18 protein-coding genes are annotated in these 25,295 nt (G+C 58.9%); 11 read left to right on the top strand and 7 right to left on the bottom strand.

Features of this window, described 5'->3' with window-relative positions:
• Positions 1–428: 428 nt before the first annotated feature.
• The 3 genes from VFQ24_12455 to VFQ24_12445 all read left to right on the top strand — a co-directional run bounded on the left by VFQ24_12455 (position 429) and on the right by VFQ24_12445 (position 2,807).
• Positions 429–2,021: a 2-isopropylmalate synthase gene (locus VFQ24_12455; protein HET9179161.1), complete on the top strand. Its 1,593-nt coding sequence runs from the start codon at positions 429–431 to the stop codon at positions 2,019–2,021.
• Between the two features lie 338 nt (positions 2,022–2,359).
• The gene (locus VFQ24_12450) at positions 2,360–2,602 is read left to right on the top strand and encodes a hypothetical protein (GenBank protein ID HET9179160.1); all 243 of its coding nucleotides are present in this window, start codon (positions 2,360–2,362) and stop codon (positions 2,600–2,602) included.
• A gap of 82 nt (positions 2,603–2,684) precedes the next feature.
• Entirely contained in the window at positions 2,685–2,807 is a 123-nt protein-coding gene (locus VFQ24_12445; protein ID HET9179159.1) for a hypothetical protein, read from the top strand.
• 28 nt (positions 2,808–2,835) lie between these two features.
• Here VFQ24_12445 and VFQ24_12440 read toward each other — a convergent pair whose 3' ends face one another.
• The gene (locus tag VFQ24_12440; protein ID HET9179158.1) at positions 2,836–4,764 is read right to left on the bottom strand and encodes a TonB-dependent receptor; all 1,929 of its coding nucleotides are present in this window, start codon (positions 4,762–4,764) and stop codon (positions 2,836–2,838) included.
• 692 nt (positions 4,765–5,456) lie between these two features.
• Here VFQ24_12440 and VFQ24_12435 point away from each other — a divergent pair.
• Both VFQ24_12435 and VFQ24_12430 read left to right on the top strand, forming a co-directional pair.
• A complete protein-coding gene (locus VFQ24_12435) occupies positions 5,457–6,725 on the top strand; it encodes a M20 family metallopeptidase (GenBank protein ID HET9179157.1) in 1,269 nt (422 codons plus the stop codon).
• A 6-nt stretch (positions 6,726–6,731) separates the two neighbouring features.
• Positions 6,732–7,370, top strand: coding sequence for a trimeric intracellular cation channel family protein (locus tag VFQ24_12430; GenBank protein HET9179156.1), 639 nt, complete (start codon positions 6,732–6,734; stop codon positions 7,368–7,370).
• Between the two features lie 208 nt (positions 7,371–7,578).
• Here VFQ24_12430 and VFQ24_12425 read toward each other — a convergent pair whose 3' ends face one another.
• The 5 genes from VFQ24_12425 to VFQ24_12405 all read right to left on the bottom strand — a co-directional run bounded on the left by VFQ24_12425 (position 7,579) and on the right by VFQ24_12405 (position 17,699).
• Positions 7,579–10,383: a TonB-dependent receptor gene (locus VFQ24_12425; protein ID HET9179155.1), complete on the bottom strand. Its 2,805-nt coding sequence runs from the start codon at positions 10,381–10,383 to the stop codon at positions 7,579–7,581.
• A gap of 368 nt (positions 10,384–10,751) precedes the next feature.
• Positions 10,752–12,740 (bottom strand): M1 family aminopeptidase, encoded by a 1,989-nt coding sequence (locus VFQ24_12420; protein HET9179154.1) that lies wholly within the window; start codon positions 12,738–12,740, stop codon positions 10,752–10,754.
• 175 nt (positions 12,741–12,915) lie between these two features.
• Positions 12,916–14,085 (bottom strand): lipid-A-disaccharide synthase, encoded by a 1,170-nt coding sequence (lpxB, locus tag VFQ24_12415; GenBank protein ID HET9179153.1) that lies wholly within the window; start codon positions 14,083–14,085, stop codon positions 12,916–12,918.
• Entirely contained in the window at positions 14,064–15,941 is a 1,878-nt protein-coding gene (locus tag VFQ24_12410) for an ABC transporter ATP-binding protein (protein HET9179152.1), read from the bottom strand. Before VFQ24_12410 ends, lpxB begins: the two co-directional genes overlap by 22 nt.
• 12 nt (positions 15,942–15,953) lie before the next feature.
• Entirely contained in the window at positions 15,954–17,699 is a 1,746-nt protein-coding gene (locus tag VFQ24_12405) for an ABC transporter ATP-binding protein (GenBank protein HET9179151.1), read from the bottom strand.
• 286 nt (positions 17,700–17,985) lie between these two features.
• On the opposite strand from VFQ24_12405, the gene VFQ24_12400 reads away from it, so the two are divergent.
• From VFQ24_12400 to VFQ24_12375, 6 genes are all read left to right on the top strand, one after another.
• Positions 17,986–20,031, top strand: a complete 2,046-nt coding sequence (locus tag VFQ24_12400) for a LysM peptidoglycan-binding domain-containing protein (GenBank protein HET9179150.1) — start codon at positions 17,986–17,988, stop codon at positions 20,029–20,031.
• 147 nt (positions 20,032–20,178) lie between these two features.
• Positions 20,179–20,649 (top strand): hypothetical protein, encoded by a 471-nt coding sequence (locus VFQ24_12395; protein HET9179149.1) that lies wholly within the window; start codon positions 20,179–20,181, stop codon positions 20,647–20,649.
• 205 nt (positions 20,650–20,854) lie between these two features.
• Positions 20,855–21,766 carry a HipA family kinase gene (locus tag VFQ24_12390; protein HET9179148.1) on the top strand — a complete coding sequence of 304 codons (912 nt, stop codon included), beginning with the start codon at positions 20,855–20,857 and terminating at the stop codon, positions 21,764–21,766.
• A 34-nt stretch (positions 21,767–21,800) separates the two neighbouring features.
• A complete protein-coding gene (locus VFQ24_12385) occupies positions 21,801–22,622 on the top strand; it encodes a DUF3037 domain-containing protein (GenBank protein HET9179147.1) in 822 nt (273 codons plus the stop codon).
• A 21-nt stretch (positions 22,623–22,643) separates the two neighbouring features.
• Positions 22,644–22,880: a hypothetical protein gene (locus VFQ24_12380; GenBank protein HET9179146.1), complete on the top strand. Its 237-nt coding sequence runs from the start codon at positions 22,644–22,646 to the stop codon at positions 22,878–22,880.
• Between the two features lie 105 nt (positions 22,881–22,985).
• Positions 22,986–23,960: a hypothetical protein gene (locus VFQ24_12375; GenBank protein ID HET9179145.1), complete on the top strand. Its 975-nt coding sequence runs from the start codon at positions 22,986–22,988 to the stop codon at positions 23,958–23,960.
• 34 nt (positions 23,961–23,994) lie between these two features.
• Here VFQ24_12375 and VFQ24_12370 read toward each other — a convergent pair whose 3' ends face one another.
• Positions 23,995–25,284 (bottom strand): dihydrolipoamide acetyltransferase family protein, encoded by a 1,290-nt coding sequence (locus tag VFQ24_12370; protein HET9179144.1) that lies wholly within the window; start codon positions 25,282–25,284, stop codon positions 23,995–23,997.
• Positions 25,285–25,295: the final 11 nt, after the last annotated feature.

The raw sequence follows: 25,295 nt of genomic DNA, 5'->3' as shown, positions 1-25,295 counted from the left end.
AAGGGTGTCATTCCGAGCGAAGCGAGGAATCTGCTTCTTTCAATTTCCTGAAACCAAATCAGATTCCTCGGACCGAAAATGAACATCGGCCCTCGGAATGACCCGCCACATGAATTTTTCAACAACCTGCCAGGGCGCCGCCATCAGGACCCAAACTATCAATGTTATCAGCTATGTGCCGTTCGAGGCAATTGTGTGTTTCCTGCGCCGCCGCTGTTTGGGCGTCGCGGCAGGCGCCGGCAGGATTTTCCGGGGGCGCGGGGGGAATTTACTTCAGCCCGCTTCTTCGTTGGGCTTATCCGCTTGATCGAAGATTGATTTGACTTTGCCTGCCGACCGGTTGGAAAATAATCCCATTGCCGGGCTGGCTCAGGTGCCTCGTTGGGGTCCTTGCAATTCTCACCCTGTCCACGGGCGGAGGAATCTGAATGACTGAAAAGTTGTTTATTTTTGACACAACCTTGCGCGACGGCGAGCAATCGCCCGGTTGCAGCATGAACCTTGAAGAGAAGCTGCGAATGGCCCGCCAGCTTGACCGCCTGGGAGTGGACATCCTTGAGGCTGGTTTTCCGATTGCTTCGCAGGGCGACTTTGATGCCGTCTCGGCTATCGCCGCTGAGCTGCGCCGCCCCACCATCGCCGCGCTTGCCCGCGCGAATCAGTTGGATATCGATCGTGCCTGGGCAGCGCTGAAGGATGCTGCAAGGCCCCGGATCCATACGTTTCTGGCCACCTCAGACATCCATCTGAAGTACAAGCTGCGCAAGACGCGGGAAGAAGTTCTCAAAATGATTTCGTGGGCAGTTGGCCATGCCAGCTCCCTCTGTCAGGACGTGGAATTCTCTCCGGAAGATGCTGGCCGCACCGATCGAAGCTATCTGATCGAGTGCTGCCATGCGGCTGTAGAAGCCGGCGCGACGGTGCTGAACCTGCCCGATACCGTAGGGTATTGCGTAGAACTTGAATACGAAAAGATGTTTGCCGACGTTAAGGCCAGCGTTCCCGGGATTGAGAATGTGATTTTGAGCACGCACACGCACAATGATTTGGGACTCGCCGTTGCCAACACTCTGGCGGGAGTTCGCGGCGGGGCCCGCCAGGTGGAGTGCACCATCAATGGTATAGGCGAGAGGGCAGGGAACGCCGCCCTCGAAGAAGTTGTCATGGCGGTCTATGTGCGGCGCGATGTTGAACCTGTCCACACCGACATCCGCACCGAAGAGCTTTACCCGGCAAGCCAGTTGCTGATTCACCTGACAGGCATGCAGGTGCAGAGGAACAAAGCCGTTGTAGGGCGCAACGCGTTCGCCCACGAGGCGGGCATTCATCAGGACGGCTACCTGAAAAATGCCACGACCTACGAAATCATTTCGCCGGAAACCGTGGGTATGCCCGCCAACCACATCGTGCTTGGGAAGCACTCCGGCCGCCATGCCCTGACCAACCGCTACCTGGAGTTGGGCTATGACCTGACCAAACCGGAAATCGATCGCGCCTATGAGCTGTTCACGCGGCTGGCAGACCGCAAAAAGAACGTTTACGACGAAGACTTGATCAGCATCGTGAACGAGAGCTTCGAACGCATTCCTGAGCTTTATAGGCTGAAGCTTCTGGAAAGCGTGTCCAGCAGCGAAGGGCGATCGACGGCAACCGTCGAGCTGGAACGTGACGGGCAATCCTTGCGCGAATCAGCTACGGCTGAAGGTCCCTGCGATGCTGCTTTCCGCGCCATCGATCGGATTACGGGCACACCGGGTACAGTGGTGGATTTTTCCGTACATTCTGTAACCGCAGGGGCGGACAGCACGGCGGAGGTTTCAATCCGCGCCCGTTTCCAGGAAAAGGAGTTCACCGGCAAATCTCTCAGCTACAATGTGATTGAGGCTGCGGCGCGTGCCTATCTACAGGCTGCAAACAAGGGTGTGTATGAAATCCGGCGGGCTGTGAAGCAAGCCGCCGCTGAGGGCCGTTCAATCCATGAAAATGAGCTGGTGGACCGCCTCTTCCCCGGTGGTTACTGAAGCCGGCAGATACTCCATCTGTCATTTCCCAATATAGCGGGCGGGCCAGGCCCTGCTGCCCGACCCTATTCATAACAGACCGCAATCGCGCCGCTGCGTGCCACCCGGCTTCGGTTCCCTGGGGCGCGGGGCCATTCGTCGAAAAAACGGGCTTGACAAAGCTGGCCTAGTGTGATAGCCTTAAGGGGTGGACTTGCGGAGAAATCCGCCGGCTGTTCCGGCCCCTTTTGGGCGCTTCTTCGGGACCTGTCTGGGGCGGAGAGGCGCCGGAAATTCCCGCCGTCTGCGCTTCGTGCAACATCCCGGGGATGGGCTAGGTTACTGGCTTTTGGGGAAAAATGGGACAAAAAAATGTTATTTTGCAAAAACAAACCGGAGAGGTTGTTGAAAACAAAGGATCGGGCCCCAAAAACAAACCGGAACAAACCGGAAAACAAAGCGGAGAAGTTGTTGAAAACACGTACCTGTGGAAAAAACAAACCGGAAACGAACCGAAAACGAACCGGGCCATCTTGTTGAAAACACGTGAAGGCGGAAATCTCACACAAGCGGCGGCGCAGGCATCTGGAATGGCTAGTTAACTGGTTCTTTCAGCCGGATGCCTCGGCCAACCGGGTCTCGAAGTTAGGCAGCCTGAATGCCAGTTGCGATCCGTCGGGCAACATGACGAGGGACGGAACGCGCACCTGCGAGTGGGACGCCGAGGGGCTGATGATGTCGGTGGACGGCGGATCGACGGTAACTTACAAGGCTACCCGAAGTCACATGGCCTGCGCCACGGGCTAAAATCTTCTGCCCCCCGGTGGCTCTTTCATCAGGGGGCGCCCGTTTCTTCGCGCCGCCAGGTAATCTGGCCGTAGACGCTTCGCCGGATTCCGACGATCGGGCCGGGATCGCTGGCAAACTCGAAGTGATCAGGCTGGAAAAGGTTTCTGCCGACGACAGATACCTCGAGGCTGGGTCGCAATTTCCAGCCGAGCCGGACATCTCCAGTTGAATACGGCTTGACCACCAGCGCCTGCAGCGCGCTGACGTAGCGATAGGCCAGGTCGAGGTTGAGAGCTTTCGTGAGATTGAAGCCGGACTGGACGCTAACCTGGTGGCGCGGGCTCGAACCTTCCACGAAAGGCGCAGTTCCTATGTCCAGGGAATTCGGGCCCTTCTTCAAATTCATCTGCAGATACGAGTAGGATGCCCGCAATCGCCAGAATGAAGCCGGGTTCCACTCCGGCGCAAACTCCACCCCTTTGGTTGTGCCCAGCAGGCCATTGCCAAATTCGGCAGGAAGCAGAAAATGCGCCGGCGCCGGCGTCGTCTCGAGAAACGGCGCGCCGATAATGTCCTCGCTGAACAGGTCGTGGTAGTGATTGTAAAACCCGGTCAGATCAAAATAGAAGCGCGACCCGAGCACCCGCCGGTAACCGAGTTCGTAACCATTCAGTTGTTCCGAGCCGAAGTCGGGGTTGGCGTTGAAACGCGCAAAGAAAGGGATGCCACCGGGACCGAAGCCGACAAACCCGGAAAGATAAAATGCCCGCTCAGCAGCAGACGGCGTTCGTACCGCATGCGTAAAAGCGGCCCACACAGACTGGCCGGTCGAGGGAGTCCACAACAGGCGAACAGTGGGCTGCAGTTGCAGGCCGGTGTAATTGGTTTTCAGCAGCTTGGTCCCCAGCGTCAGCGACAGCCGGTTTGGGACCAGTCCAATCTCATCCTGCAAGAACCCGCTGTACAACTCGTCCGTCCGAGTCATCGGCAGGAAGTACAAGCCCGAAACGATGGTCGGGTTGGTGGCCTTGCTGAAGCGAACTCCGAAACCCCAGGAGAGTTGTTCGTGGGCCGGCAAAGGAAAGCGGTGTAGAAAATCGAGATCGAACGTGTTGCGCGATTCGGCGAAATTGGGCTCGTTGCGCTTTGTCCGATCGTAATAAGCCGCCAGTTGGATATCCCGCTCCGCACCCTGGGTCCGGCGCCAGCGGGCCGTGATGTTCCCGCCGGACAGCGGCGCGGTCCCGTCAATGATCTGCGAGTAGGGTGGGGAATAGGTGACCGCCGTCACGTCTTCGCCGACCCCTTCCGCGTACAAGTCGCCTTGCACCACAAAGCGGTCGAGGTTGCCCCTTGTGAAATCGGCCCGAAAACCGCCCTGAATATCACGCCAGCGGTCGTAGTTGTCTCCGTTCACATGGAATTCCGGACCGCGGACGAACCCCATTCCATACACGCGGTAGTCAAAGTTGCTTCCGTGAGTCCCTCCGTGGCGGGCCGCAAAGGACCCCTGGTCCACGTTTCCCCCGCCTGTACTGACCAGGTCTCCGTGGGTGTCCTGGCTGGATTTGGTGATGATGTTGATCACTCCGTTCACCGCATTGGGACCCCAGATGGTTCCTCCTGGTCCGCGGACCACTTCAATCCGATCAACGTCTTGCAACGGCAGGTTCTGCGCCTCCCAGTAGGTCCCAGCCAGCAGGGTGGAATAGACGCTCCGGCCGTCAATCATGACGAGTACGTCCCGCGAAAACCTGCCTCCAAAACCTCGAATTCCGATGGCCCAGCGATTGCTGTTGATGCGGGCAACCTCGACGCCCGGAGCGAGCCGCAAAGCTTCCGGAATGGTGGTCGCTCCAGAACGCTCGATGTCCTGCTGGGTAATCACGTAGACGGCCGCAGGCGTACGCCACACTTCTTCCGGCTGCTTCGCCACGGTGGTGACCTCCACCTCCGCGAGTTGCTCGATCGTCATCTGCTTGAGAGGGACCTGCCGTTGCGCCTCTTCAGTGGAATGGGCAACGGCCCACGATGTCAGAAATAGACACGGCAGGACACCAGCACAGCGTCGAGGCCAACTGGTTTTGGATCGAATGGATCACTCCTCTTACTCGCTCCGTGCCGTTGGTGGTCTGGTCAGCGCCGCAAGTGCTTTAAGAGTTTTTTCCGCAGGCTGGCCCTTCAGAATCGGCTATCTCTACCTCCCGCCGCACTCTTTGGGGCCTTCAGCGAATGTTATCACGACCAACACTGGCAGTCAGGCGAAAGTTAAGGCCTCCAGGAGAGCGAGATGTGCGTTCCGCGGATCAGGGCAAGAGCTGCAGATCGCAACATCGGTGGTGCGCTGGCGTTGACGTCCGCACCGTCTCCCAAAGGCCCAGCAGATGCCGCTGGCTGTAGCGGCGGCCTTCAGCCCGGCAATGTACCGACCTGAAGATCGGCGCTACAAGTCAATCGCGTCACCCGGCAGCCTGATGAAGACAAAGCAAATTCCTCCGGCCGAGCAAAACATCAACCCTCGAAAATGGCCTGAGTGGTATTCAGGTGTCGGACATTTGAACCATCCCAATTGAATCGATGCGGCCGGCCATGATATAACCTTGGATCGACGCCAACCACAAGCGGACCAAAGGGTATAAGCCGAATACCGCGAAGAGACCTGGACGAATGAACGAGGCAGTTTTGAAGAGTTCCGCAGCCGTGCTCGGGAGCCTCGGCGAGTTGCTTCCTGATTTGGAATCTGTTTACAAAGACATCCATGCTCATCCCGAGCTGTCGATGCAAGAGACACGGACGGCGGGAATCGCGGCAGACCGTCTTCGTGCTGCCGGTTATGAAGTGACCACCGGGGTGGGAAAGACTGGCGTTGTGGGGCTGCTGCGCAACGGCGAAGGGCCGGGAGTCATGCTGCGTGCGGACATGGACGCGCTTCCGGTCCAGGAAGGCACCGGCCTGCCCTACGCCTGCAAGGTAACGGCCCCGGACAGCAGTGGGAAGACCGTGCCCGTGATGCACGCTTGCGGCCACGACATGCACGTGGCCTGGCTGATCGGCGCGGCCACTCTGCTGGCAAAGTTTCGCGGCGCATGGAGAGGGACGCTGATGCCCGTCTTTCAACCAGCCGAAGAGACGGCGGCGGGCGCACAGGCCATGATCGATGAGGGTCTCTTCCGGCGCTTTCCCAAGCCCGACGTCGTGCTCGGCCAGCATGTGATGAGCTTGCCTGCCGGTGTTGTGGCGGGCCGTCGCGGAGTGATAACGTCCGCCGCTGACAGTCTCCAGATTCGGCTATTCGGGCGTGGGGCCCACGGCTCGATGCCGGAGGCCAGTATCGATCCGGTGGTGATGGCCGCGGCAACGGTGATGCGGCTGCAGACCATCGTTTCCCGCGAGGTGGCGGCGAACCAGGCAGCCGTCGTTACCATCGGTGTGCTGCAGGCTGGCACCAAGGAAAACGTGATCCCCGAGGAGGCGATCATCAAGTTGAACGTGCGCACTTTTGATGAAAGCGTCCGTCAACGCGTGCTCGCTGCGATCGAGCGGATCGTCAATGCCGAAGCCGCCGCCTCGGGCGCTCCGAAGAAACCGGAGATCACGGCCCTTGACCGATATTCACTCGTGCAGAATGACCCGGAGGCGACCCGGCGGGTGAGCGATGCGTTTCGTCTGTATTTTCCATCTGACCGTGTGCAGGAGACCAGCCCGACGACCGCGAGCGAGGACTTCGGAACGTTCGGATCGGAATGGGGTGCTCCGTCCGTGTTCTGGTTCGTCGGCGGCATCGATCCCGAGGTGTACGCGAAAGCCGAGAAGGACGGCCGGATCGGCGAGGTCCCGACCAATCACAACCCGCGCTTCGCACCGGTGATCCATCCCACTTTGGAGTCAGGCGTCGAAGCGCTGGTGGTCGCGGCCCAAGCCTGGCTGTCGGCATGAGGCCGCATGATTCCCAACGGACACATCCTGCTTAACACGCTGCTGGTTGCCTTCGATCTTGCCGGCACCTTCGTCTTCGCGCTCAGCGGCGCAACCATGGGGGTCAAGCACAGGCTCGATCTATTCGGGGTCCTCGTTTTATCGTATGCGGCGGGCAACGCGGGAGGGATCACGCGCGATGTACTGATTGGAGCGGTCCCGCCGGCGGCCGTGCGCGACTGGCGATACGTTGCTGTCTCGATTCTTGCCGGACTGATTACGTTCTACTGGTATCGAATCATCAACCGGTTGAGCAGCCCTGTGTTGGTGTTCGACGCCGCCGGACTGGCGCTGTTTGCCGTGTCCGGTGCGGGAAAGGCGCTGGTGTTTGGCGCCGGGCCCGTTGCGGCGACGCTGCTCGGCATGCTGACAGGAATCGGCGGCGGCATGTTGCGCGACATCCTGGTGAGGGAAATTCCAACCGTGTTGCGAACCGAACTCTATGCGGTCGCGGCCCTCATTGGAGCGGCTGTGGTGGTACTGGGAAGAACGCTGCATCTTCCTACTTCCGGAGCGGCAATAGCCGGCGCAGTCCTCTGCTTTGGACTCCGAATTCTCGCCATGCGACATGGCTGGCAGCTTCCCAGAGCCCGCCCGCCAGAATGAATCGGGGTGAAGAGCGAAGGCTGATCGTGTACAGGCAGCAAACCCAAGATAGAGGTGCGAGGACCTTGATTGCAAGGTCCTCGACTTTTGGGGGGACCGGGTAAGGGCCGCAGGCCGCAAGGGCCTGCGCTACGAAAGCGCCCTCACCCGGTCGCTGGCGCGCCCACCCTCTCCCGCGATGAGAGGGCTTTGGCATTATGGGGGTGCGTCAGTACTCAAAATCGACGGAAAACTCTACCCTCCTTGCTGTCGCGGCCTCAATCGGAGTGGCGAAGCCGTCCATTGGACTCAGGTCCGGGCCATAAAACGGATTAATCCCGATAACATTGGTGTGGTTGAGGGAGTTGAAGGATTCCACCACCAGATCGAGATGGCTTCCAGCCGGACGCCGGAAGTAAATCGCCTTCAGCAAACGCAAATCCAGATTATCGAACCCGGGCAGGTGAAGCGCATTCCGGCCGATCCCGAGCGGGCGCGACGAAAGCGGAATAGCATCATTACCGTTTGAGTCGAGTCCGGTCAGCGGATTGGCGGGCTGGCCGCTACCGAGCGTCAAAATCGGCGCAACCTCGATATTGCTCAGCACGCTGCCCCAGAATGGTGATTTTGCGCCCGGAGCGTTCGGAGTGGGCGCGCCCTCCTCATTGTTGCCGAAAGGCAAGTCAAAGAGTCCGCTCAATACAAAGCGCTGCCGCTGGTCGTCGAGCGAGCGCGCCCGTTCGCCGCGAAGGTCGTAAGGATTTTGGGGCTGCTCGGCAAAGCTGGACGCATTGTCAATTACCTTTGAAATTGTGTAGCTGGCACCGAGCGTAAAATCCTCGAGGCGCCGCTCGACTGAAAGTGAAAAACCCTTGTAGGTCGAACTGGCCGAGTCCTGAAGCTGATAAACATCGTTCAATGCGGGATCAATCCGGCTGGGTCCGAAGACTTCGCGGCCAATTTGCTGCGGCGATGGACTAAGGACGCCCAGCGCCGCCGCGTTCTGAGAAGTGAGCGCGACGGGCGGCGGGAGATTTGTATTCAAGGTGCGGGCCAGCTTAAGTCCGCGCACATAAAGCCCGTCAGCTTTTAAGGTGAAGTTTCTGGAGATCAGATATTCTGCTCCCAGGCTTGCCTGCTGGCTGTACGGCGTGGCAAGTTTCGGATCAGCGCTGAAGATGCTGGGCGCGACGCCATCGAGTGGCGCTGCGAGCGGTCCTCCGCCCGTGCCACGGAATATCTGCGCCGCCGCGGGGCCGTTCACGACTTGCTCGAAAGCCTGAACGCCGTTCTTCTCAATAGCTCGATTGAGATTGTCCAAAAGATAGCGGTCGAAGAAGATTCCATATCCCGCGCGGAAAACCCATCGGCTGGACGGACTGTAGGCGAGGCCAACGCGTGGGCTGACGTTGTTACTGTCCTGATTGAAGCCGCGTGGCAGGCGGTCAAAATCGTAGCGCAAGCCGAGATCGAGCGTGACCCGGTGAGCGAGCGACCAATGGTCCTGAAAGAAGGCGCCGTAACTTGTCGTCCCGAAAGCGGCGCCGGGATTCCCAAAGGCCTGCCGGAAGGTGTCCGGCTGGCCATTCAGAAAAGTGCTGAGATTCGGAAAAATGTAGAGACCTCCAAAGCCGTCCGGCTGGCTGGCATTCAGATGGACGTGCATTGCGTCGCCGCCCAGTTTCAAGAAATGCGTTCCGCGGGCGAGGGCCAGCACATCGCTTGCGTCGTAATGGTCCTCGCGACGTCGGCTGTTGCCGGCGTAAGGGCGGCCAAAATCGGCAAGGCCATTGATCGTAATTCCTGGCCCGGACTGGTCGTTGGTCCGCAGCGCCACGTTGCGCCGTGCAAACTGAAACCGCAGCGTGTTCACCGCTGCCGGACTCAGCACGGTTGCGAGCGAACCGGTCAGGCTGTGGTCGCGCGTAAAGGCGCTGCCGGCGGAGCTGGCGTCCTCAAGGCCGCCGGTATTGAATGCGTCACTGGCATTTTTGTTGTTCGTGAAGGCGTAGCGCAGCGCCAGCGACTCGCGGCTGCTCAGTTGACGGTCGAGTTTGGCGGACGCCTCGGTTTCAGAAAAGGCAACGGGGAAGAATCCTTCGGTGAGATGGCGCGTGGCAAGGCCGGGAAAGGCGCCACTGGCCAGAAGCGAGCTGACTGAGGAGGCGACGTCCGGGCTGATATCGGAGCTTTCGCCGGCGCGCAGGTGTTCCTGCTCAAACGCCGCATAATAGAACGTGCGGTTCCTTTGAATTGCCCCGCCGCGCGAAAATCCCGCGCGGTAGCGCGTGAGAGACGAGCGGTTGCTTTCTGATTCGAGCGGCTGCCGCGCATTGAGTGCGCCGTTCTGGTAAAAGATAAACGCGTCGCCGTGAGTGGCATTGGCTCCCGTGCGGGTGATGACATCAATCGAGCCGCCGGATGCCCCGCCATATTCCGCCGAAAGCCCGTTATTCACCACCTGGAATTCCTGAACAATCTCTGGCGATAGTTCTGTTCGGCTGCCGCCGCTGAACTCGTCGTTGTTTTCGACGCCATCGATCGAGAGGCTATTGCTGGTGGGCCTCAGCCCGGAAAAACTGAAGCCGCTGCCCAGGAGCGGCGCGGCCTTCGAAGCCGGAGTGTTCGAGGGGTTGGACGCCGAGACTCCAGCGGCGAGCAGCACGAAATCGAGGGCGTTTCGCGTTTGCACCGGGAGCTCTTCGATTCTTTCCCGGCCCACGGTGGTGGTCATGGAGGTAGCTTCAGGATTGAGAGCGGAGGGCTCCGAACTCACCGTCACCTTCTGGACCAGCCGAGCCGGAGCTAATCGAATTTGGAGGCGCACGGACTGCCCGACGGTTAGCCCGACTCCAGTATGGAGGTAGGGAGCGAAACCAGCCTTCCGGACTTCCACGTTGTAAACCCCGACCGCCAGTTCGCTGGCTCGGAAGTCGCCGCGCGCGTCCGTTGTAACGGACCGGACTTGGCCGGTGGCTGCATTGCGAATTTCAACGCTTGCGCCGGGAACAGGATCGCCGGCAGTGTCCACCACGGATCCATTCAGGTTTCCGCCAGCTATGGAAATCTGGGCTCGCGTGGAGAAAGGAACTGAAAGCAGGATCAGGGAGAAAGCGATCCACCGGATGGTTCTGCTTGTTCTTGCATCGGTAGTATGTGGTGTCCGTTTCACAGGGACCCTAGCGCCGTCGAGACGGTCTGTAGCGGCGACGTCCTCATCGCCCGTTCGAAATGCCGCAGGCGCGGGTTTTTCCGCGGATCACACAGGGACCGCAGGCCGCAAGGGCCTGCGCTACGCCCTCCGGTGGGCTTTTCATCACAAGGAAGACGAAGCAGATTTCTCGCGCCGATCAGAGACATCGGTCCTCGAATAACGCGGGCGCCAGTTAGCTGATGGCGATTTTAGCTGACGGCGCGGTTTTCGTCGGAGTAAGGTTTCTGGATATACTGCTTGGCCTGTTCGATTGCGCCCTGCGTATCGTCCCTGGTCTGCAAGGCGCGCTGATATTCATTCAGGGCACGGTCCCTCTGGCCGGTGGCGTCGAAAATCTTGCCCAGAGTCAGATGGGCCCAAACCTCGACCCATTTGGGTTGGAGGTTCCCATCCAGGGCGCCCCGCATTTCCTCGGCGGCGGCGTTGTAGTTGTGAAGCCGGAAATAGATCTGACCCAGGCGAAAGTGGGCCAGTGAATTGTTCTTGTTCTGCTCGACGACCTGCTGATACTGTTTTACGGCTTCCAGGTAGGCTTGTTCGGCGACGAGCTGGTCTCCGCGGGCAATTTCCACTTCGGTACGGATCGTGTCGGTCATTTTGAGGATGTGGCTGCCCGGATCGATCTCCACCTGGGTTGGCCGGGTAACGGTGTTGACGGTAAAGTCGGAGGTGGTCCCCACCATCTGGATGCGGTCACTGACCGGCCTGCGGCCCTCAGAGCTTACGCGCACCTCCACCGGCATCCGGAAAATGTCGAGGTCCTGCTGAATCTTGCCGACCACCTGATAGTGGCCTCCGACGCGATAGATGGCCCATGAATCCTTGAATTGCGGCACGCCCGTGGAACTGACCCACTGGGCAAAGAAGTAGGTCAGTTTGTCATTGCTGGCCTGCTCGATGGCTTTTTGAAATTCCTGAGTGCTGATGGATTTCCACGCATATTGCTGGACCACTTGCTGCAGGCCCTTCGTAAATGCGTCGTCGCCCACCACCCAGCGAAGCATGTGGAAAACCATGGCGCCCTTTTGGCCGACGATCGATTGATACTGGGGTGTAAAGGGCTGGAGTGACCCTGCCTGGCTGATGGGCGCCGACTCTTCATGGGTAAGGGCGCCGATGGCGGTTGTGTGCATCAGGTTTTCGAATGCCGTCTCGCCCTGCGACTGCTCGATGTACATAGCCGAGGAGTAAAGCGAAAGGCCATCGTCGAGGAACGAATCATCGGGTGTCGCCGGGCTGACGTAGCAACTCCACCATTGCCGCGAGATTTCATGCGCCAGCAGTTGTTCGTTCACGGGCGAGGAGAATCCGCGCGACGCCAGAGCAACAATGCCGGGCGAGGAATATCCGCCCACTGTGTCGTCCGCAATCTCAACCACTGCCAGATTGCCATTCGGCAAGGACCCGAACTTGCCGGAGAAAAAGCTCATGATCTTTGCAGCGGTCGCTCCGTAATCCGCCGCAAAATTCTCATGGCCGGGCTTCAGGAAGAGGTAAATGTTGGCCCCAAAGGCGCTTTCGTGCTGGACCGAATAGTCGCCCGCGTAAAAGGTGCCGGGAAAGGAGGCCTGATCAAACTCGAAGGAGTACGTGGTGTTGCCGGCCTCGTTCACGGCAGGCGAAGGAGTTCCCGAGGCAACGACGGTCTCACCGGTTGGCACGGTGACGTGCAGGGCGGCAGTGAATCGATCCAGTCCGGGCCTGACCACCGGGAACCATCGCCCTGGATAGAGCAGATAGGAGCCTTCCGGTCCCACGTAGGAGAGCTTCAGACCCTCGACAGGGCTTCCTTCCGCAGTTCCGAGCCCGCCCTTGTAACTCACTGTGATAGAGGACGGCTGCCCAGCGGTGACAGGGGCGGGAAGCGTGACTTTAAGGCCCAAGCCCTCCTGCTGGAACTGAACGCCCGTCCCCGCTGCATCCACAACCTTCTGGACACGCAACGCGCTGTTCAGCTCAAAGCCGAGCTGACTGATGCTGTTCTGCGGCACGAAATCAATTCGGGTGGAGGCGTCTAAGATGTGGGTGGTTGGATAGAGCTGGACCTTGATATCGTATTTCTTCACCACGAATTGGGCAGGGTCAGCAGCCCGAGCGCCTGAGAGCCCGCCAAGAAAGAGCAGCGCCAGCAGGCCGGCCGCCCTGGCGCAGCAGGTGATGCCGGCGCATGGCGCCACGGCGCTCCCTGCTCTACGGAACAATGAGGCATGCTTCATACAGGATTCAAGCCTTTCGTGAAAAAAGGGCCACATACTTGATCATACAATCCCCCGGCAGGGCGGTGGTGCTGTTGCCCAAAAAAATCTGAGATGTGACTGCCCCCGGCTCGATAGGCCCTATCACAGGGATGCTTTATTCGGCACCGAGGGATGCCTTGGCCCCCTCAAGGTGGCGGACAACGGCGTCGGCAGCCCGGTCCATTGCGCCTCCCTTGCCCAGGCGCTCCCTCACTTTTCGAAGCTCCGCCACCATCCTGTTTCGGGCCCCGGCATCGCCGAGCAACCGCTCCATCTCCTCCGTGAGGCGGGCGGCGGTGAAGCCGCTCTGGATCAATTCCGGGACCACGGCATGGCCAGCCAGGAGATTAACCATGCTGTAGAAGGGAACATCAATCATGATCCTGGCGCACATCGCTGTGAATGCGGAGACGCGGTAGACCACAACCATGGGACACTCCCGCAGGGCCGCCTCGATGGTTGCTGTTCCACTGGCGACTACGGCGGCAGCGGAATATTGCAGGGCCTCGTGGGTAGCATTGGCGAGCGCCCGCAGGGGCGCCGCGCCCTTGTAGCCGCGGGCGATTAGAGATTCCATCCATGCGGGATCGATTGTCGGTGCGGAAGCCACGACAAACTGAATGGGCCGTGACTGCGCCAATCTGTCCGCCGCCTCCAGGATTGCCGGCAGGTTGAACCTTACCTCCGTCCTGCGGCTTCCGGGCAGCAGGGCGACGGTTGGTACATTCGGGTCGAGCTTAGCGCGGCTGAAAAACTCCGCACGCGACTGGCTGACAGCGGCCATATCCAACAGGGGATGTCCGACGCATTCCACGGGTACTCCGGCCTTCTCGTAGATCTCCGTTTCGAAATCGAACAGGCAAAGCATCCTGTCCACATTCGCCTTGATCTTTCTGATTCTCCATTTTTTCCAGGCCCATATCTGGGGGCTGACAAAGTAGATGACGGGAATGTTATGTTTCTTCAGCCGTTTCGCCAGACTCAGGTTCAGCGAGGGGGAATCAATCAGGATTGCGGCTGCGGGCCCTCTCCGCGCGGCTTCAGCCACAAGGTCCTGCATGGCACGATAGGCTTTCGGAAGCCCCGATACGACCTCAGAGATTCCAATCAGCGCCACCTGATGGATATCGGCGATGGTCTCCACCCCGGCGGCGCGCATGGCCTCGCCGCCGCAGCCGAAAACCGCGGCATCGGCGATTCTGGCTTTAAGCGCCTGGGCGAGGGCTGCGCCATACATGTCGCCGGAGCGTTCTCCGGCAACGATCAGGAAGCAATCTCTGGGCATGGTCCTCTGGCCGGGCCGGCGGAGGCCAGGAGCTCCTGGTCCTTGTATTGAAGCTGATAAAGTTTGAAATAGATTCCCTGCAAGCGCAGCAATTCCTGATGCGTCCCCACCTCGCGCACGCGTCCTTTGTGCATCACGATGATCTTCGAGGCGTTCTGGATGGTGGAAAGGCGGTGAGCAACGACGAGTGAAGTTCGATTTTCGAGCAGCCTCTGGAGGCCCTCGCGGATAAGATATTCAGTCTCCGGGTCCACGCTCGAGGTCGCCTCGTCAAGAATCAGGATCCTGGGGTCATGCGCGAGCGCCCGCGCGAATGAGAGCAGTTGTTTCTGCCCGGACGAGAGCGTGGCTCCACGCTCCCTGACCGGCTCATCAAATCCGCCGGGCAGGCTTTCAATAAAGTCCAGCATGTTGACGCGCCGGGCCGCCTCGCGGACCTGCTGGTCCGATATCCCTTCAGTCCCCATCCGGATGTTGCTGGCAATGGTGCCGGAGAAGAGAAACGAGTCCTGCAACACGATGGCGAAGTTGCTCCGTAGCTCGCGGAGACCCATCTCGCGTATGTCAACGCCATCGAACAAAATAGCGCCCTCCTGGACATCGTAGAAGCGCAGCAGCAGGTTGGTGAGAGTGGTCTTTCCGGCCCCGGTGTGGCCCACCACGGCGACGGTTTCTCCCGGCTCGATGGTAAAAGAAACGTTCTCCAGCACGCGATGATTGTCCCGATAAGCAAACCCGACATTGCGGAATTCAATGCGGCCCCGGGGCGATTCGAGTTTGGCCGGGCGCGCGGAACCAGAAATGCTGACCGGTGTATCCAACAGCTTGAAGACGCGCTCGGAACTGGCCATGGCAGCCTGCAGGATGTTGTACTTGTCGCTCAGGTCCTGAATGGGCCGGAAGAACCGCTGCGAATACTGGATGAAGGCGATTGCGGTCCCTACAGTCAGCGCTCCGCCAAGAACCATGATCCCGCCTTTATACAGAATGATGACGATGGCCAGCACACCCAGGAACTCGACGGTAGGGTAGAAGAGTCCGTAGGCCAGTATCGAGTCTTTGTAAGCTTCCATGTGAGCGGTGTTTATCTTCTCGAATTCATCGAAGCTCTTGTCCTCACGGTTGAATAATTGCAGAACAGACATTCCCGTGATGTGTTCCTGCAGGTAAGCGTTGATGCGGGCGATGGCCAGGCGAATGCGGCGGTATGAGTCACGCACCGCTTTCCGGAACAGCGCCGTCACCACGATAATCAGCGGCAGGACGGCAAACGTCAGCAGCGACAGTTTCCAATCAAGCTTCAGCATCACCACCATGATGCTCGCCAGGGTGAAGAGATCGCCGAAAACCGCCACGACCCCGGAGGCGAACAAATCATTCAGGACATCGATGTCCGTGGTGACGCGCGTAACAAGCCTGCCCACCGGGTTGCGGTCAAAGTAGCTCATCTGCAGCCGCTGCAGATGCTCAAACAACTGCTTGCGCAGATCGTACATGACCTTCTGGCCGACCAGGTTCATGGCAAAAGTCTGCGCGAACTGCAGAACGAAAGTCAGCAGAACGGTGGGCACAAAAATCACAAAGGCGATCTGAAGGATGCCCGTGCGGGGATCGGCACTCAGAAGGCGCGCGAGGAAGGGCAGGACCGGCTGCTGCCTGGTGGGATCAAGGTAGCGGTCGATCTCCACCTTCATCAGGTATGGAGGCACCGCCTGCAGCAGACCAAAAAGGAAAATAGCGACCAGCGCAAAAAACACCACCCGCTGGTAAGGACGCAAGTAGGTGAGCAGGCGCCGCATCAGGCGCGCGTCGTACGCTTTTCCGAGCACTTCCTCTTCGTGAAAGTTGTCTGCCATCGGGTTGCCGTTCTAGGTTTCCAGCTCCAGCGCATCTTCAATCAACTGCTTGTTGTAAAGCTCTGTGTAATGGCCGTTCATCGCTAACAACTCTTCGTGGGCGCCGCGCTCCACGATCGTGCCATCGTGCAGCACCACAATTTCGTCCGCGTTGCGAATGGTGGAAACGCGGTGCGATATCAGAATGGTGGTCCTTCCCGCCATCACCTCGGTCAGGTGGCGCAATATTTTTTCCTCAGTGTAGGTGTCGACGCTCGAGAGCGCGTCATCCAGAATCAGAATGCGCGGATCGCGGATGATGGCCCGGGAGATGGCCACCCGCTGCTTCTGGCCTCCCGAGAGCGTGAGGCCGCGTTCTCCTACCATGGAATCAAAGCCCTCGGGGAAACCGAGAATATCCGGCAGGATGTTGGAGACCTCGGCTGCGCGTTTCACATCATCGTCAGAAGAACCGTGAGCTCCAAACCGGATGTTCTCCCGGATGGAATCGCTGAACAGGAAGGTTTCCTGCGGAACGAAGCCGATGTGCGATCTCAAAGTGCTGAGGGGCAGTTCGCGAACCGGGATTCCATCGACCAGCACCGAGCCTTCAGGAGCGTCAAACAAGCGGGGAACCAGGGCAGCCAGCGTGGTCTTGCCCGAGCCTGTCGCTCCCACAATTGCGACGGTCCGGCCCGCCGGGATGCGCAGATTGACGTTCCTGAGGATTGGGAATCCATTGTAGGCGAAAGTCAGGTTCCGGAATTCGATATCACCTTTAAGCGCCGTGACAGGATTTGGAGAAACCAGACGATCATCAATGGCCGGCTGGGCGGCGAAGATGGTCCACAGCCTGCCCAAGGAGGCAAGCCCCCGCTGGATGATGTTCGTCACCCATCCCAGCGCAATGATGGGCCAGATCAGGTACATCAGGTAGACATTAAACGCGGCGAAAGTGCCGATGGTTATCTTGCCCGATAAAACATGCTCTCCGCCGACAACGATGATCAGCAGAAAGGAAGCTGCGAACAGCAAAGCCAGGGCGGGCCACAGGAAGCTCGAGATCCAGATCAGACCCTTGTTGCGTTCCACGTATAGCTGGTTCATTTCGTCAAACTGCCGCATTTCGGGCTGTTCCTGACCGAAAGCGCGGACCAGCCGGACCCCGGAGAGATTTTCCCGCACCCTTTCCGTGAGCTCCGAATACAGGTCCTGAATTTTTTCGAACCGCTCATGGATTCTCTGCCCGAAGAATTTGACTGCAATCGAGGCCAGCGGTAGGGGCGCAAGCGCCAGGAGCGTCAGGTGCAGGTCCAGATGCGCCATCAGAGCGATCGTGGCAATCCCCGTCACCACCGTGTTGGCCAGGTACATGATGCCAGGGCCAACGATGTTTCGGACGGCGTTCAAATCATTGGTCAGCTTGGCCATCAGGTCGCCGGTGCGGTGTTCGTTGTAATAGCGGGTGTCCTGATGCATCAGATGCTGGAACAAGTCATTGCGGAGGTCATATTCAACATCGCGTGAAATGCCGATCAGAATCCAGCGCATCCAGAACTGGAAAATCGCCTTCGCCAGGGCGATGATCAGGAGCAAAATGGCGAAGAAAGCAAGCTTTCGCGAGGTAACTCCGGTGGTCAGAGCGTCAAAGACGTCTTTGATGACCAGGGGAACCATGACGCCGACAACCTGGGTAAGGATGAGGGCAGTAAAGCCGATAATATAACCCTTCTTGTACTTGGCCAGATACGGCAAAAGGGGTCGCAGAGGGTTTCGCATGGTTGCCTATGCTTATGGGGGCCGAAGTCAGGCAGCGGGCGTCGTTTCGCCCGGAGAAATTCTGATTATAGCTGAACCCCGCTGTGGCCTGCCAGCCCCTGGACGAACCCCACGGGGACGGGTCAACCCTGAATTTTCGGGACCATCGGTGGCCGCGCATCTGGCTGATGCGGTCCGCCGTATGCGGTTTCAGGTTGACCTTGCAGGAGAGCCTACGTAAAATCTGCCTGTGATGTTTCACTGCAGGAGGGAAGCCAGAATGAGAGGGGCCAAAGGCAGGTAACGTTTGAAGAACGGTAAACTCCTGTTGCTCATCCTGTCTGTCGTAATTGCTCTGGGCTCGTGCAGTTCCGGCAGGAAGCAGGGTGCGGTTTCGCCGCCAACGTCGGTCGCCCCACCCCCGGCAATTCTTCCCGTCCGCCCTCAAGCTCCTGTCGCGACAATTGTCAAGACCAAGCCTCCCGATCCGCAAACTGTCCTGATTTCCGAAGTGGAAGAAATCTACAGCGAGGGCATGAAGGAATATCACGCTGGGAACCTCGAAGAGGCCAGGCAGGACTTTGACAAGGCATTGAGCCGGTTGCTCGAGTCCGGAATGGACCTCCAGAACAGCAGCCAGCTTAAGTCTGAGTTCGACAAGCTGGTAGAAACGACCTATGGGCTTGAGGCCTCAGCTTCGGCAAACGGCGAGGCCCTGGGCCAGCATGATTATGAACCTCCGCCGATCGAGTCCTTTGCCGGGCTTACTTTCCCGGTCGATCCGAACGTCCGGCAGCGTGCTGAACGTGAACTGATTTCAGTGCGATCAGACCTTCCGCTGGTCACAAACGATTACGTGGCCGGTTTCCTCACCTACTTCCAGAACGGAGGGCAGGGCTACATCGAAAAAATCCTATCCAGAGTGGGGATGTATCAGCCGATGATCAGCAGGACCCTTCGAAAATACGGGCTGCCTCAGGACCTGATCTACATGGCCGCCGGGGAAAGCGGTTTCAGCCCGCTCGCCGTCTCCAGCGCGGGCGCCACGGGGATGTGGCAATTCATGGCGGCACGGGCGCGGGATTATGGGCTCAAAATGAATCAGTACCAGGACCAGCGCGAAGATCCCCTGAAATCGACCGACGCAGCGGCCCGTCACCTGCGGGACCTTTATCAGGAGTTCGGTGACTGGTATCTGGCCATGGCGGCTTATGACGCGGGGCCCGGCGCCATCCAGAAGGCCATCGAGCGAACCGGGTATGCCAACTTCTGGAAACTGCGGGAACTGCACGCCCTGCCCCTGGAGACTCAGAATTACGTGCCGATCTTTATCGCAACCGCCCTCATCGCCAAGGACCCTCGTGCTTACGGGTTTGAGGTCCAGCCCGATCCGCCCATGGATCCTGACCAGGTGACCGTGAGTGTTCCCACTGACCTTCGGCTTGTGGCTGAACTGATCGATCAGCCTTCCAAAGAGTTGGAACGCCTTAACCCGAGCCTTCTGACCTGGGCAACCCCCCTCGACGAGAGCCCGTTTGTGATTAATCTACCGCACGGAACCAAAGAGTTGTATGACAAACGAATAGCCGACGTGCCGCCCGAAAAGCGGGTGGCGTGGAGAGCTGTGAAGGTGGAGCAGGCGGACACGCTGGAGGCAATAGCGAGCAAATATCGCATCACCAGGGCCGAACTCGCGCGAGCCAACCATCTTGATGGCGGAGATGGTCCGGAAGTTGGCGCCTACCTCATCCTGCCTCTGCCTCCGGGACGCGAGCCTGCTTACCGCCGTGGCCGCTATTACCGCTATCGCATACGGCAGGGCGATACGCTTGGCGGCATTGCCCGCCGCTTTCATGTCACCGTTGCAAGCCTCCGCACCTGGAACCACCTGCGTGGCTCGCGAATCATTGCCGGTAGGACCTTGCATGTATTTGCCCATGGCGGACCCGCCCCGGAGACCTCGGGCGAATACCGAGCGGAGGTGCGCGAGGGCGTTGAAACCTACCGGATTCGGAGGGGCGACACCCTCGGAGATATCGCCCGGCGCTTTCATGTAAGCATCGAAAACCTTCGCCGCTGGAACAACTTACGAGGATCCACCCTTGTCGAGGGACAAACCCTCAAAGTTGGCCGTGGGGGCCGCAGTAAGAACGCCGCCTCAAACCGGCCTGTCGGCGACAATCAGGACAGCCGTGCCTCTGTTCTTCATTATCGAATCCGTAAAGGTGATACTCTTGGCGTCATAGCAGATCATTTCAATGTGACGGTCGCGCAAATCCGTGAATGGAACCACCTGGATAGCTCCCTCATCGCGCCCGGGCAGATTTTAGCCCTCTACGGGGCTTCGGAGTGATCTCGGCGCGGTCATTACGATGATCCCTCTTGACAGCGTTTGTCCGGTGGTATACATCTTGGCCAAGAGAACTTTTGTTTACGGTGCATTGCGCGCATCAGGTTGGGTGTGGTTTCTGACGGGAGATGACGCTAAGAGGAGGATTTCATGCGGTTCGACGACGAAGCAAATGAGCCCGGCGAAGAGTTGGAAGAGTACGGAGATGAAGTCTCTTCGGACTACGAAAAAGAATCGGAGGAAGAGGGTGCAGGGAGCGACCTCGACGACCTCGACGAGGAAATAACCTACGAATCCGAGGATGTAGAGGTTGGTTCCGCGGGGGTGGAAGCTCCACCGGCTCCGGCCCCCGCCGCGCCTGCTCCCGCCAAGGCGCCGGAGCCTGCCCGTCCCAGGGTGAGGGAGAGAAAGCCGACGCCAACGCCAAAACCGAAGGCAAAACCAAAAGCAAAGCCAAAGGCAAAACCAAAAGCAAAACCCAAGAAGAGGGCGAAGCCCAGGAAATCCAGCAAGCCTAAGAAGGTCTCAAAAACCAAGAGATCTGCGCAGCCCAAACGGCCTTCGAAATCCAAGGGGGCCAAAAAACAGGCCGGCAGGAAAAAGGCGAAGCGCCGGGGTTGATTGTATTGGCGCTGGATCAACGTTTGAAACGGCTGCAACGGGTGGCAGGGAGTATGTCGGGCTGGCTTGCCGCTGCACTTGAGGGGCGAATTTCCTGCCCGATGCGTGTATCGGCGGATTGTGCTGGGAGGACGAATCCGGGAAGTGAAAATGCCTTCCCAAACGTGCCGTGAATCTACAGAAGGGGGCTTGACACTTTCCAGGGATGCCTGACGGTCCCGGCAATTTCGGTACTGGAATCAACTCCGAGGGAGTTGCGCTTACCTCGCCTCAGTCCCTGCAATCCGGACTCAATGAATCCTTTGAGGCCCGGAACGTCGTGGCAGTGGAATGCATCCGCCGGATGCGGGGTGGTTCGCAGCCGTTCCTGATGGGTTGCGATGACGGCCAGACCTACGTTGTTAAGTTCAGGAACAATCCCCAGCACATCAGGATTCTCGCCAACGAGATGTTAGCCGGCCGACTGGCTGCCCTCATAGGTTTGCCGGTCCCTGGCACGGCGTTCGTCCAGGTTTCGCAGAATCTCATTTCCGGAACTCCACTGCTGAGGTTCCAGACGGCGGGCCGCGAAGAGCCGTGCGTCGCGGGAGTGCACTTTGGCTCCAGGTTCCCAGGCGCTCCCAGCCAAACACTGGTGGTGGATTTTCTTCCTGACCGGCTGCTGCGCCGGGTTTCGAGCCTGGCATCTGTTTTTCTGGGCGCGTACGTGCTGGACAAGTGGACGTGCAACTGCGACGGTCGCCAGGTGATCTTCTATCGGGCCGTGGACGAGCAGGGAAGCCGTTATTCCGCCACGCTCATCGATCAGGGATTCTGCTTTAACGACGGCGAATGGAACTTCCCGGACAGCCCCATCCGGAGCCTTTATCCGAGGCGTTTGGTGTACGAGAGTGTCCGGGGATTCCAGTCGTTTGAGCCGTACTTGTCTCGGATTGAAAACATCGGGACGGCGGAACTCGACGAGTGCCTTCACGGGGTCCCTCGTGAGTGGTGCGGTGACGAGCCGGACCGGATTTCACGTCTTAAGGACCTGCTCTACGAGCGTCGCCGCCGAGTGCGGCAGTTGATCGTTGATGCGAAGCAATGCTCTTTGAAGCCTTTCCCAAATTGGGAATAGACCATAGTCGGGGCCCTGTGGCCCGGGTGTTGGCATGTCTGATGCTGTAAAACCCAAAGAGTGTTCGCTCTACGTGGTGCAATATGTGCCCGACATTGTGCGCGGCGAGTTCCTGAATATCGGCTTGTTCCTGTTCAGTCCCCAGGAGAATTATCTGGGTTGTCTGTTCACGGACGATTTCCGCCGCGTGAAACGCTTCCATCCTCAGGCTGACATGGAGTTCCTGCGGGAACTGCAGCAGGATTTTGAGCAGCAGATCGACGAGCATAGCGACGAGTTGGACTCCTACCTCCGCTGGATGGAACGATCTTTTTCGAATATGGTCCAGATCGCTCCTGCAAGGGCTTGTTTGCTCCATGACCCGGCGACTGAAATTCAGGGCCTTTTCAACCGCTATGTTGGCGCCCGGCTTGCAGGCCCCCTTCCGGTCGATACGCGAGTGCGAATCAAACAGCGGCTGCGGCTCGCGTTTGTACATGCAGGGTTGTGGGGCCGGCCTGAGATGGAGAGGAATATTGGGGCCGCGCGCTGGACCCAACCTAATGATCCTTTCACTTTTGATTTTGGGTATCGTCCGGTTGAAGCAGAACGGAAGCCGAATGGCCACATGAAGTTTGTTCACGCGGTGTCACTCCAGAGGGACGTCGAGCTTGCCAAGGTGCTGGTTTACACCATGGACCACGTCCGCCGCAGCGAACCGGCCGAGCTGACCGCAGTGGTCGAGCGTATGGCAGGAAAAGAGGATGAAGCGGCTGCTGTTTCACAGAGCATTCTCACGGAGGCCGGCATTTCCATCCAGCCGCTTGAGTATGCCGACTTGTACGCCCAGTCAATCCGTGCCGAGTTGGCTCTTTAGGGCCGCGGGCTGACGATGCCCATGTCGCTCTGCGTTGAATGTTACGCCGGTTACAAGGCTGACGAACGGCCGCTCCGTTTCCGTTTCCGCGAAAGCGGCGCACCGAGCCTTGAGGTGGTGGAAGTCCTCGATCAATGGCACGGGGTAGGATACCGCTGCTTTAAGGTTCTTGCCGACGATGGGAATACTTACATTCTGCGCCACAACGAAAACGCGGATGAGTGGGTCCTCGATTCATTCCGCCGGGCAGGCCATTGATTGCACTTCCAGCCCTTCCATGACAATCTTTGCGGCTCATGGTTAAATAATTTGGCATGAGGCTTCCTATCGAGCCAGAAACCTTCCGGAGATTCCTCCACCACCATGCGCAAGGGTGAGTTCATCATTTCGACGATGCTCGCGGCCCTGGCGTTCCTTGTCGTTCTAGGTCTCCAGCGTGATTGGAGACCGTCCAGCCTGGAGGACGCGGCAACCTCCGCCGAGTGGTACGTTCTAGGCAAGGCCGGAATGCACGGTGAGTACCCCGACATTCCCGGCTTTCAGCGCATCAGCGCGTTTCCCCTCGATCGGCAATACCGCGCCGCCCTTTATCGATCGAACTCAGTGTCACTGGGATTTGCGCCAGGGCGACTGGTGGTCTACAACGCCGCTAACCAGGTTGCCTATCAAGTGGACACTCTCGAAGGCGCACGGGAACCGTGGACGGCACTGTATGATTTTGCCGGGCGGCAGGGTCTGCCGGTTGCAAACAGCCGGCCTCGGCCGGTGTATCTTCGCGACCTCACGGGTGATCGCAAACCCGATCTGGTGATCGGCCTTTATTCCGGGGGCAACCGCTGCTGTACCACCGTCAATGTTGTGCAGGTTGACAAGGACGCGCTTAAGATTATCGGCCACATTGACGGTTTGAAAGGGTGGCCGTTTGAAGGTCTGGAGATTCGCAGGATTGGGCCAGGCCCTGCCCGGGAGCTGGTGGTGCACCGGCCTCAAGTGACGGCATGTGGACCGGCCGAGGACGCCGCTGATGTGATCTCCGTCTATTCCTTTTCGGGTGGTCAGTACGTGGACGACACCGTGAAATTCGAGGATTTCTTGCAGGCTATTCTCAAGGACAACCTCACTAAATGGTCCCGCGAAAAAGAGCCCGCGCTGGGTCTGCTTCAAACCATTACTGCGCAGTATGCCGAGTTGCGCCAGCCCGACCGTGCCAAGGCCTTCTTCTCGCAGAATCTCAGCCGCTTCTTACCCGGAATGGCGCAGCAGGGGTTTGACGGTACGGACTGCCGGGACGATTTGAACAGTCTTGTTGCCCGCCTGGCGAATCCGGAATCCCAATAAGCTTGAACGCAGGATTTTGCCGGGTTTCGGGATGCTACAGGAGAGGTTCCTGCCAGGTTTCGAGGCAATTCTTCAGATGCGCCATAAACTGGTCTGCGACGGCTCCATCGATGGTTCTGTGGTCGAACGTCAGCATCAAATACGCCATCGAGCGGATTGCAATCGCATCATCGCGGATGACCGGCCGCTTCTCGATCACTCCGACGCCCAGAATGGCAACCTGTGGCTGGTTGATGATCGGCGTTCCGAATAGGCTGCCGAAAACGCCGGGATTCGTGATGGTGAAGGTGCCTTCCTGCACCTCATCCACGTTCAGGTGCTTTGAGCGGGCGCGGCTGGCAAGATCATGAACGGCGCGGGCCATTCCCGCGAAGTCCTTGTCTCCAGCATTTTTGATGACCGGGACAACGAGCCCGGTTTCCAGCGCCACGGCTATTCCCAGGTTGATGGCCTGCTTGTAAATGATGTTTGTGTTCTCGACCGACGAGTTAAAAATCGGGAACTGCTTGATGGCCAGGACGGCGGCGCGAGCAATAAACGGAGTGTAAGTCAGCTTCAGTCCCTGGGTCCGCTCAAATTCGTCAGCCATCCGCTCACGGGTGTGCGCGACCCGCGTCATGTCCACCTCAAACACCGTCGTTACATGCGCAGAAATCTTCTTGCTGGCGACCATGTGTTCGGCAATCAGGCGGCGCTGGGGAGTCATGGCTGCCACCCAGGTTGGGCCGTTGAATGAGATAGCCGGTTCGGACGGGGCGGCTGGCTTCTGCGGCGCCGCCGGCACGGCAGTCCGCATTCCGGCAGCAGCGGGCGTGCGCCCCTCAAGGAATTTGATGATGTCTTTTTTGCTGATTCTGCGTCCCAGTCCAGTTCCTTTTACTAACGAGAGATCCACGTTATGCTCGCGCGCAATCCGTCGGACAAGAGGGGAGGAGCGGAGCTTTTCCGCTGTCCGGACCGAGGCGGGCTGGGCTACCGCGGCGGCCGGGGAAACTCTCGCCGGCGCCGGAGCGGAGCGGGCCTCTGACGAGGGCTTGGCCGGCCCTTCCGAAATTTCCGGCACAGCCTTTCCAGATTCCGCCGCGCCTTGCCCATCGATAATGGCAACGACGGTGTTGACCGCTACCGTTTCGTTTTCTGAAGCCAGGATCCTGGCGAGTATTCCTGCGGCGGGCGAGGGGATTTCAGCGTCTACCTTGTCCGTGGTGATTTCAAACAGAGGCTCGTCGCGCTCGACATGATCACCTGGCTTCTTCAGCCATTTAATGATCGTTCCTTCGGCGACGCTCTCCCCCATCTGGGGCATCACAACATTGGTCGGCATCACGGTCCCCG

The sequence above is a fragment of the Terriglobia bacterium genome (assembly GCA_035712365.1).
GTDB lineage: Bacteria > Acidobacteriota > Terriglobia > UBA7540 > UBA7540 > SCRD01.
Note: the sequence above shows the minus strand (reverse complement) of the source record. Positions and strands in the feature narration are given on the sequence as shown.

Coding starts and splice junctions, on each gene's coding strand:
- VFQ24_12440 (HET9179158.1), bottom strand. CDS start 4,764: ATGACGATCGAGCAACTCGCGGAGGTGGAGGTCACCACCGTGGCGAAG.
- VFQ24_12380 (HET9179146.1), top strand. CDS start 22,644: ATGTCGCTCTGCGTTGAATGTTACGCCGGTTACAAGGCTGACGAACGG.
- VFQ24_12370 (HET9179144.1), bottom strand. CDS start 25,284: ATGCCGACCAATGTTGTGATGCCCCAGATGGGGGAGAGCGTCGCCGAA.
- VFQ24_12375 (HET9179145.1), top strand. CDS start 22,986: ATGCGCAAGGGTGAGTTCATCATTTCGACGATGCTCGCGGCCCTGGCG.
- VFQ24_12385 (HET9179147.1), top strand. CDS start 21,801: ATGTCTGATGCTGTAAAACCCAAAGAGTGTTCGCTCTACGTGGTGCAA.
- VFQ24_12455 (HET9179161.1), top strand. CDS start 429: ATGACTGAAAAGTTGTTTATTTTTGACACAACCTTGCGCGACGGCGAG.
- VFQ24_12450 (HET9179160.1), top strand. CDS start 2,360: ATGGGACAAAAAAATGTTATTTTGCAAAAACAAACCGGAGAGGTTGTT.
- VFQ24_12395 (HET9179149.1), top strand. CDS start 20,179: ATGCGGTTCGACGACGAAGCAAATGAGCCCGGCGAAGAGTTGGAAGAG.
- lpxB (HET9179153.1), bottom strand. CDS start 14,085: ATGCCCAGAGATTGCTTCCTGATCGTTGCCGGAGAACGCTCCGGCGAC.
- VFQ24_12410 (HET9179152.1), bottom strand. CDS start 15,941: ATGGCAGACAACTTTCACGAAGAGGAAGTGCTCGGAAAAGCGTACGAC.
- VFQ24_12405 (HET9179151.1), bottom strand. CDS start 17,699: ATGCGAAACCCTCTGCGACCCCTTTTGCCGTATCTGGCCAAGTACAAG.
- VFQ24_12435 (HET9179157.1), top strand. CDS start 5,457: ATGAACGAGGCAGTTTTGAAGAGTTCCGCAGCCGTGCTCGGGAGCCTC.
- VFQ24_12445 (HET9179159.1), top strand. CDS start 2,685: ATGACGAGGGACGGAACGCGCACCTGCGAGTGGGACGCCGAGGGGCTG.
- VFQ24_12390 (HET9179148.1), top strand. CDS start 20,855: ATGCCTGACGGTCCCGGCAATTTCGGTACTGGAATCAACTCCGAGGGA.
- VFQ24_12430 (HET9179156.1), top strand. CDS start 6,732: ATGATTCCCAACGGACACATCCTGCTTAACACGCTGCTGGTTGCCTTC.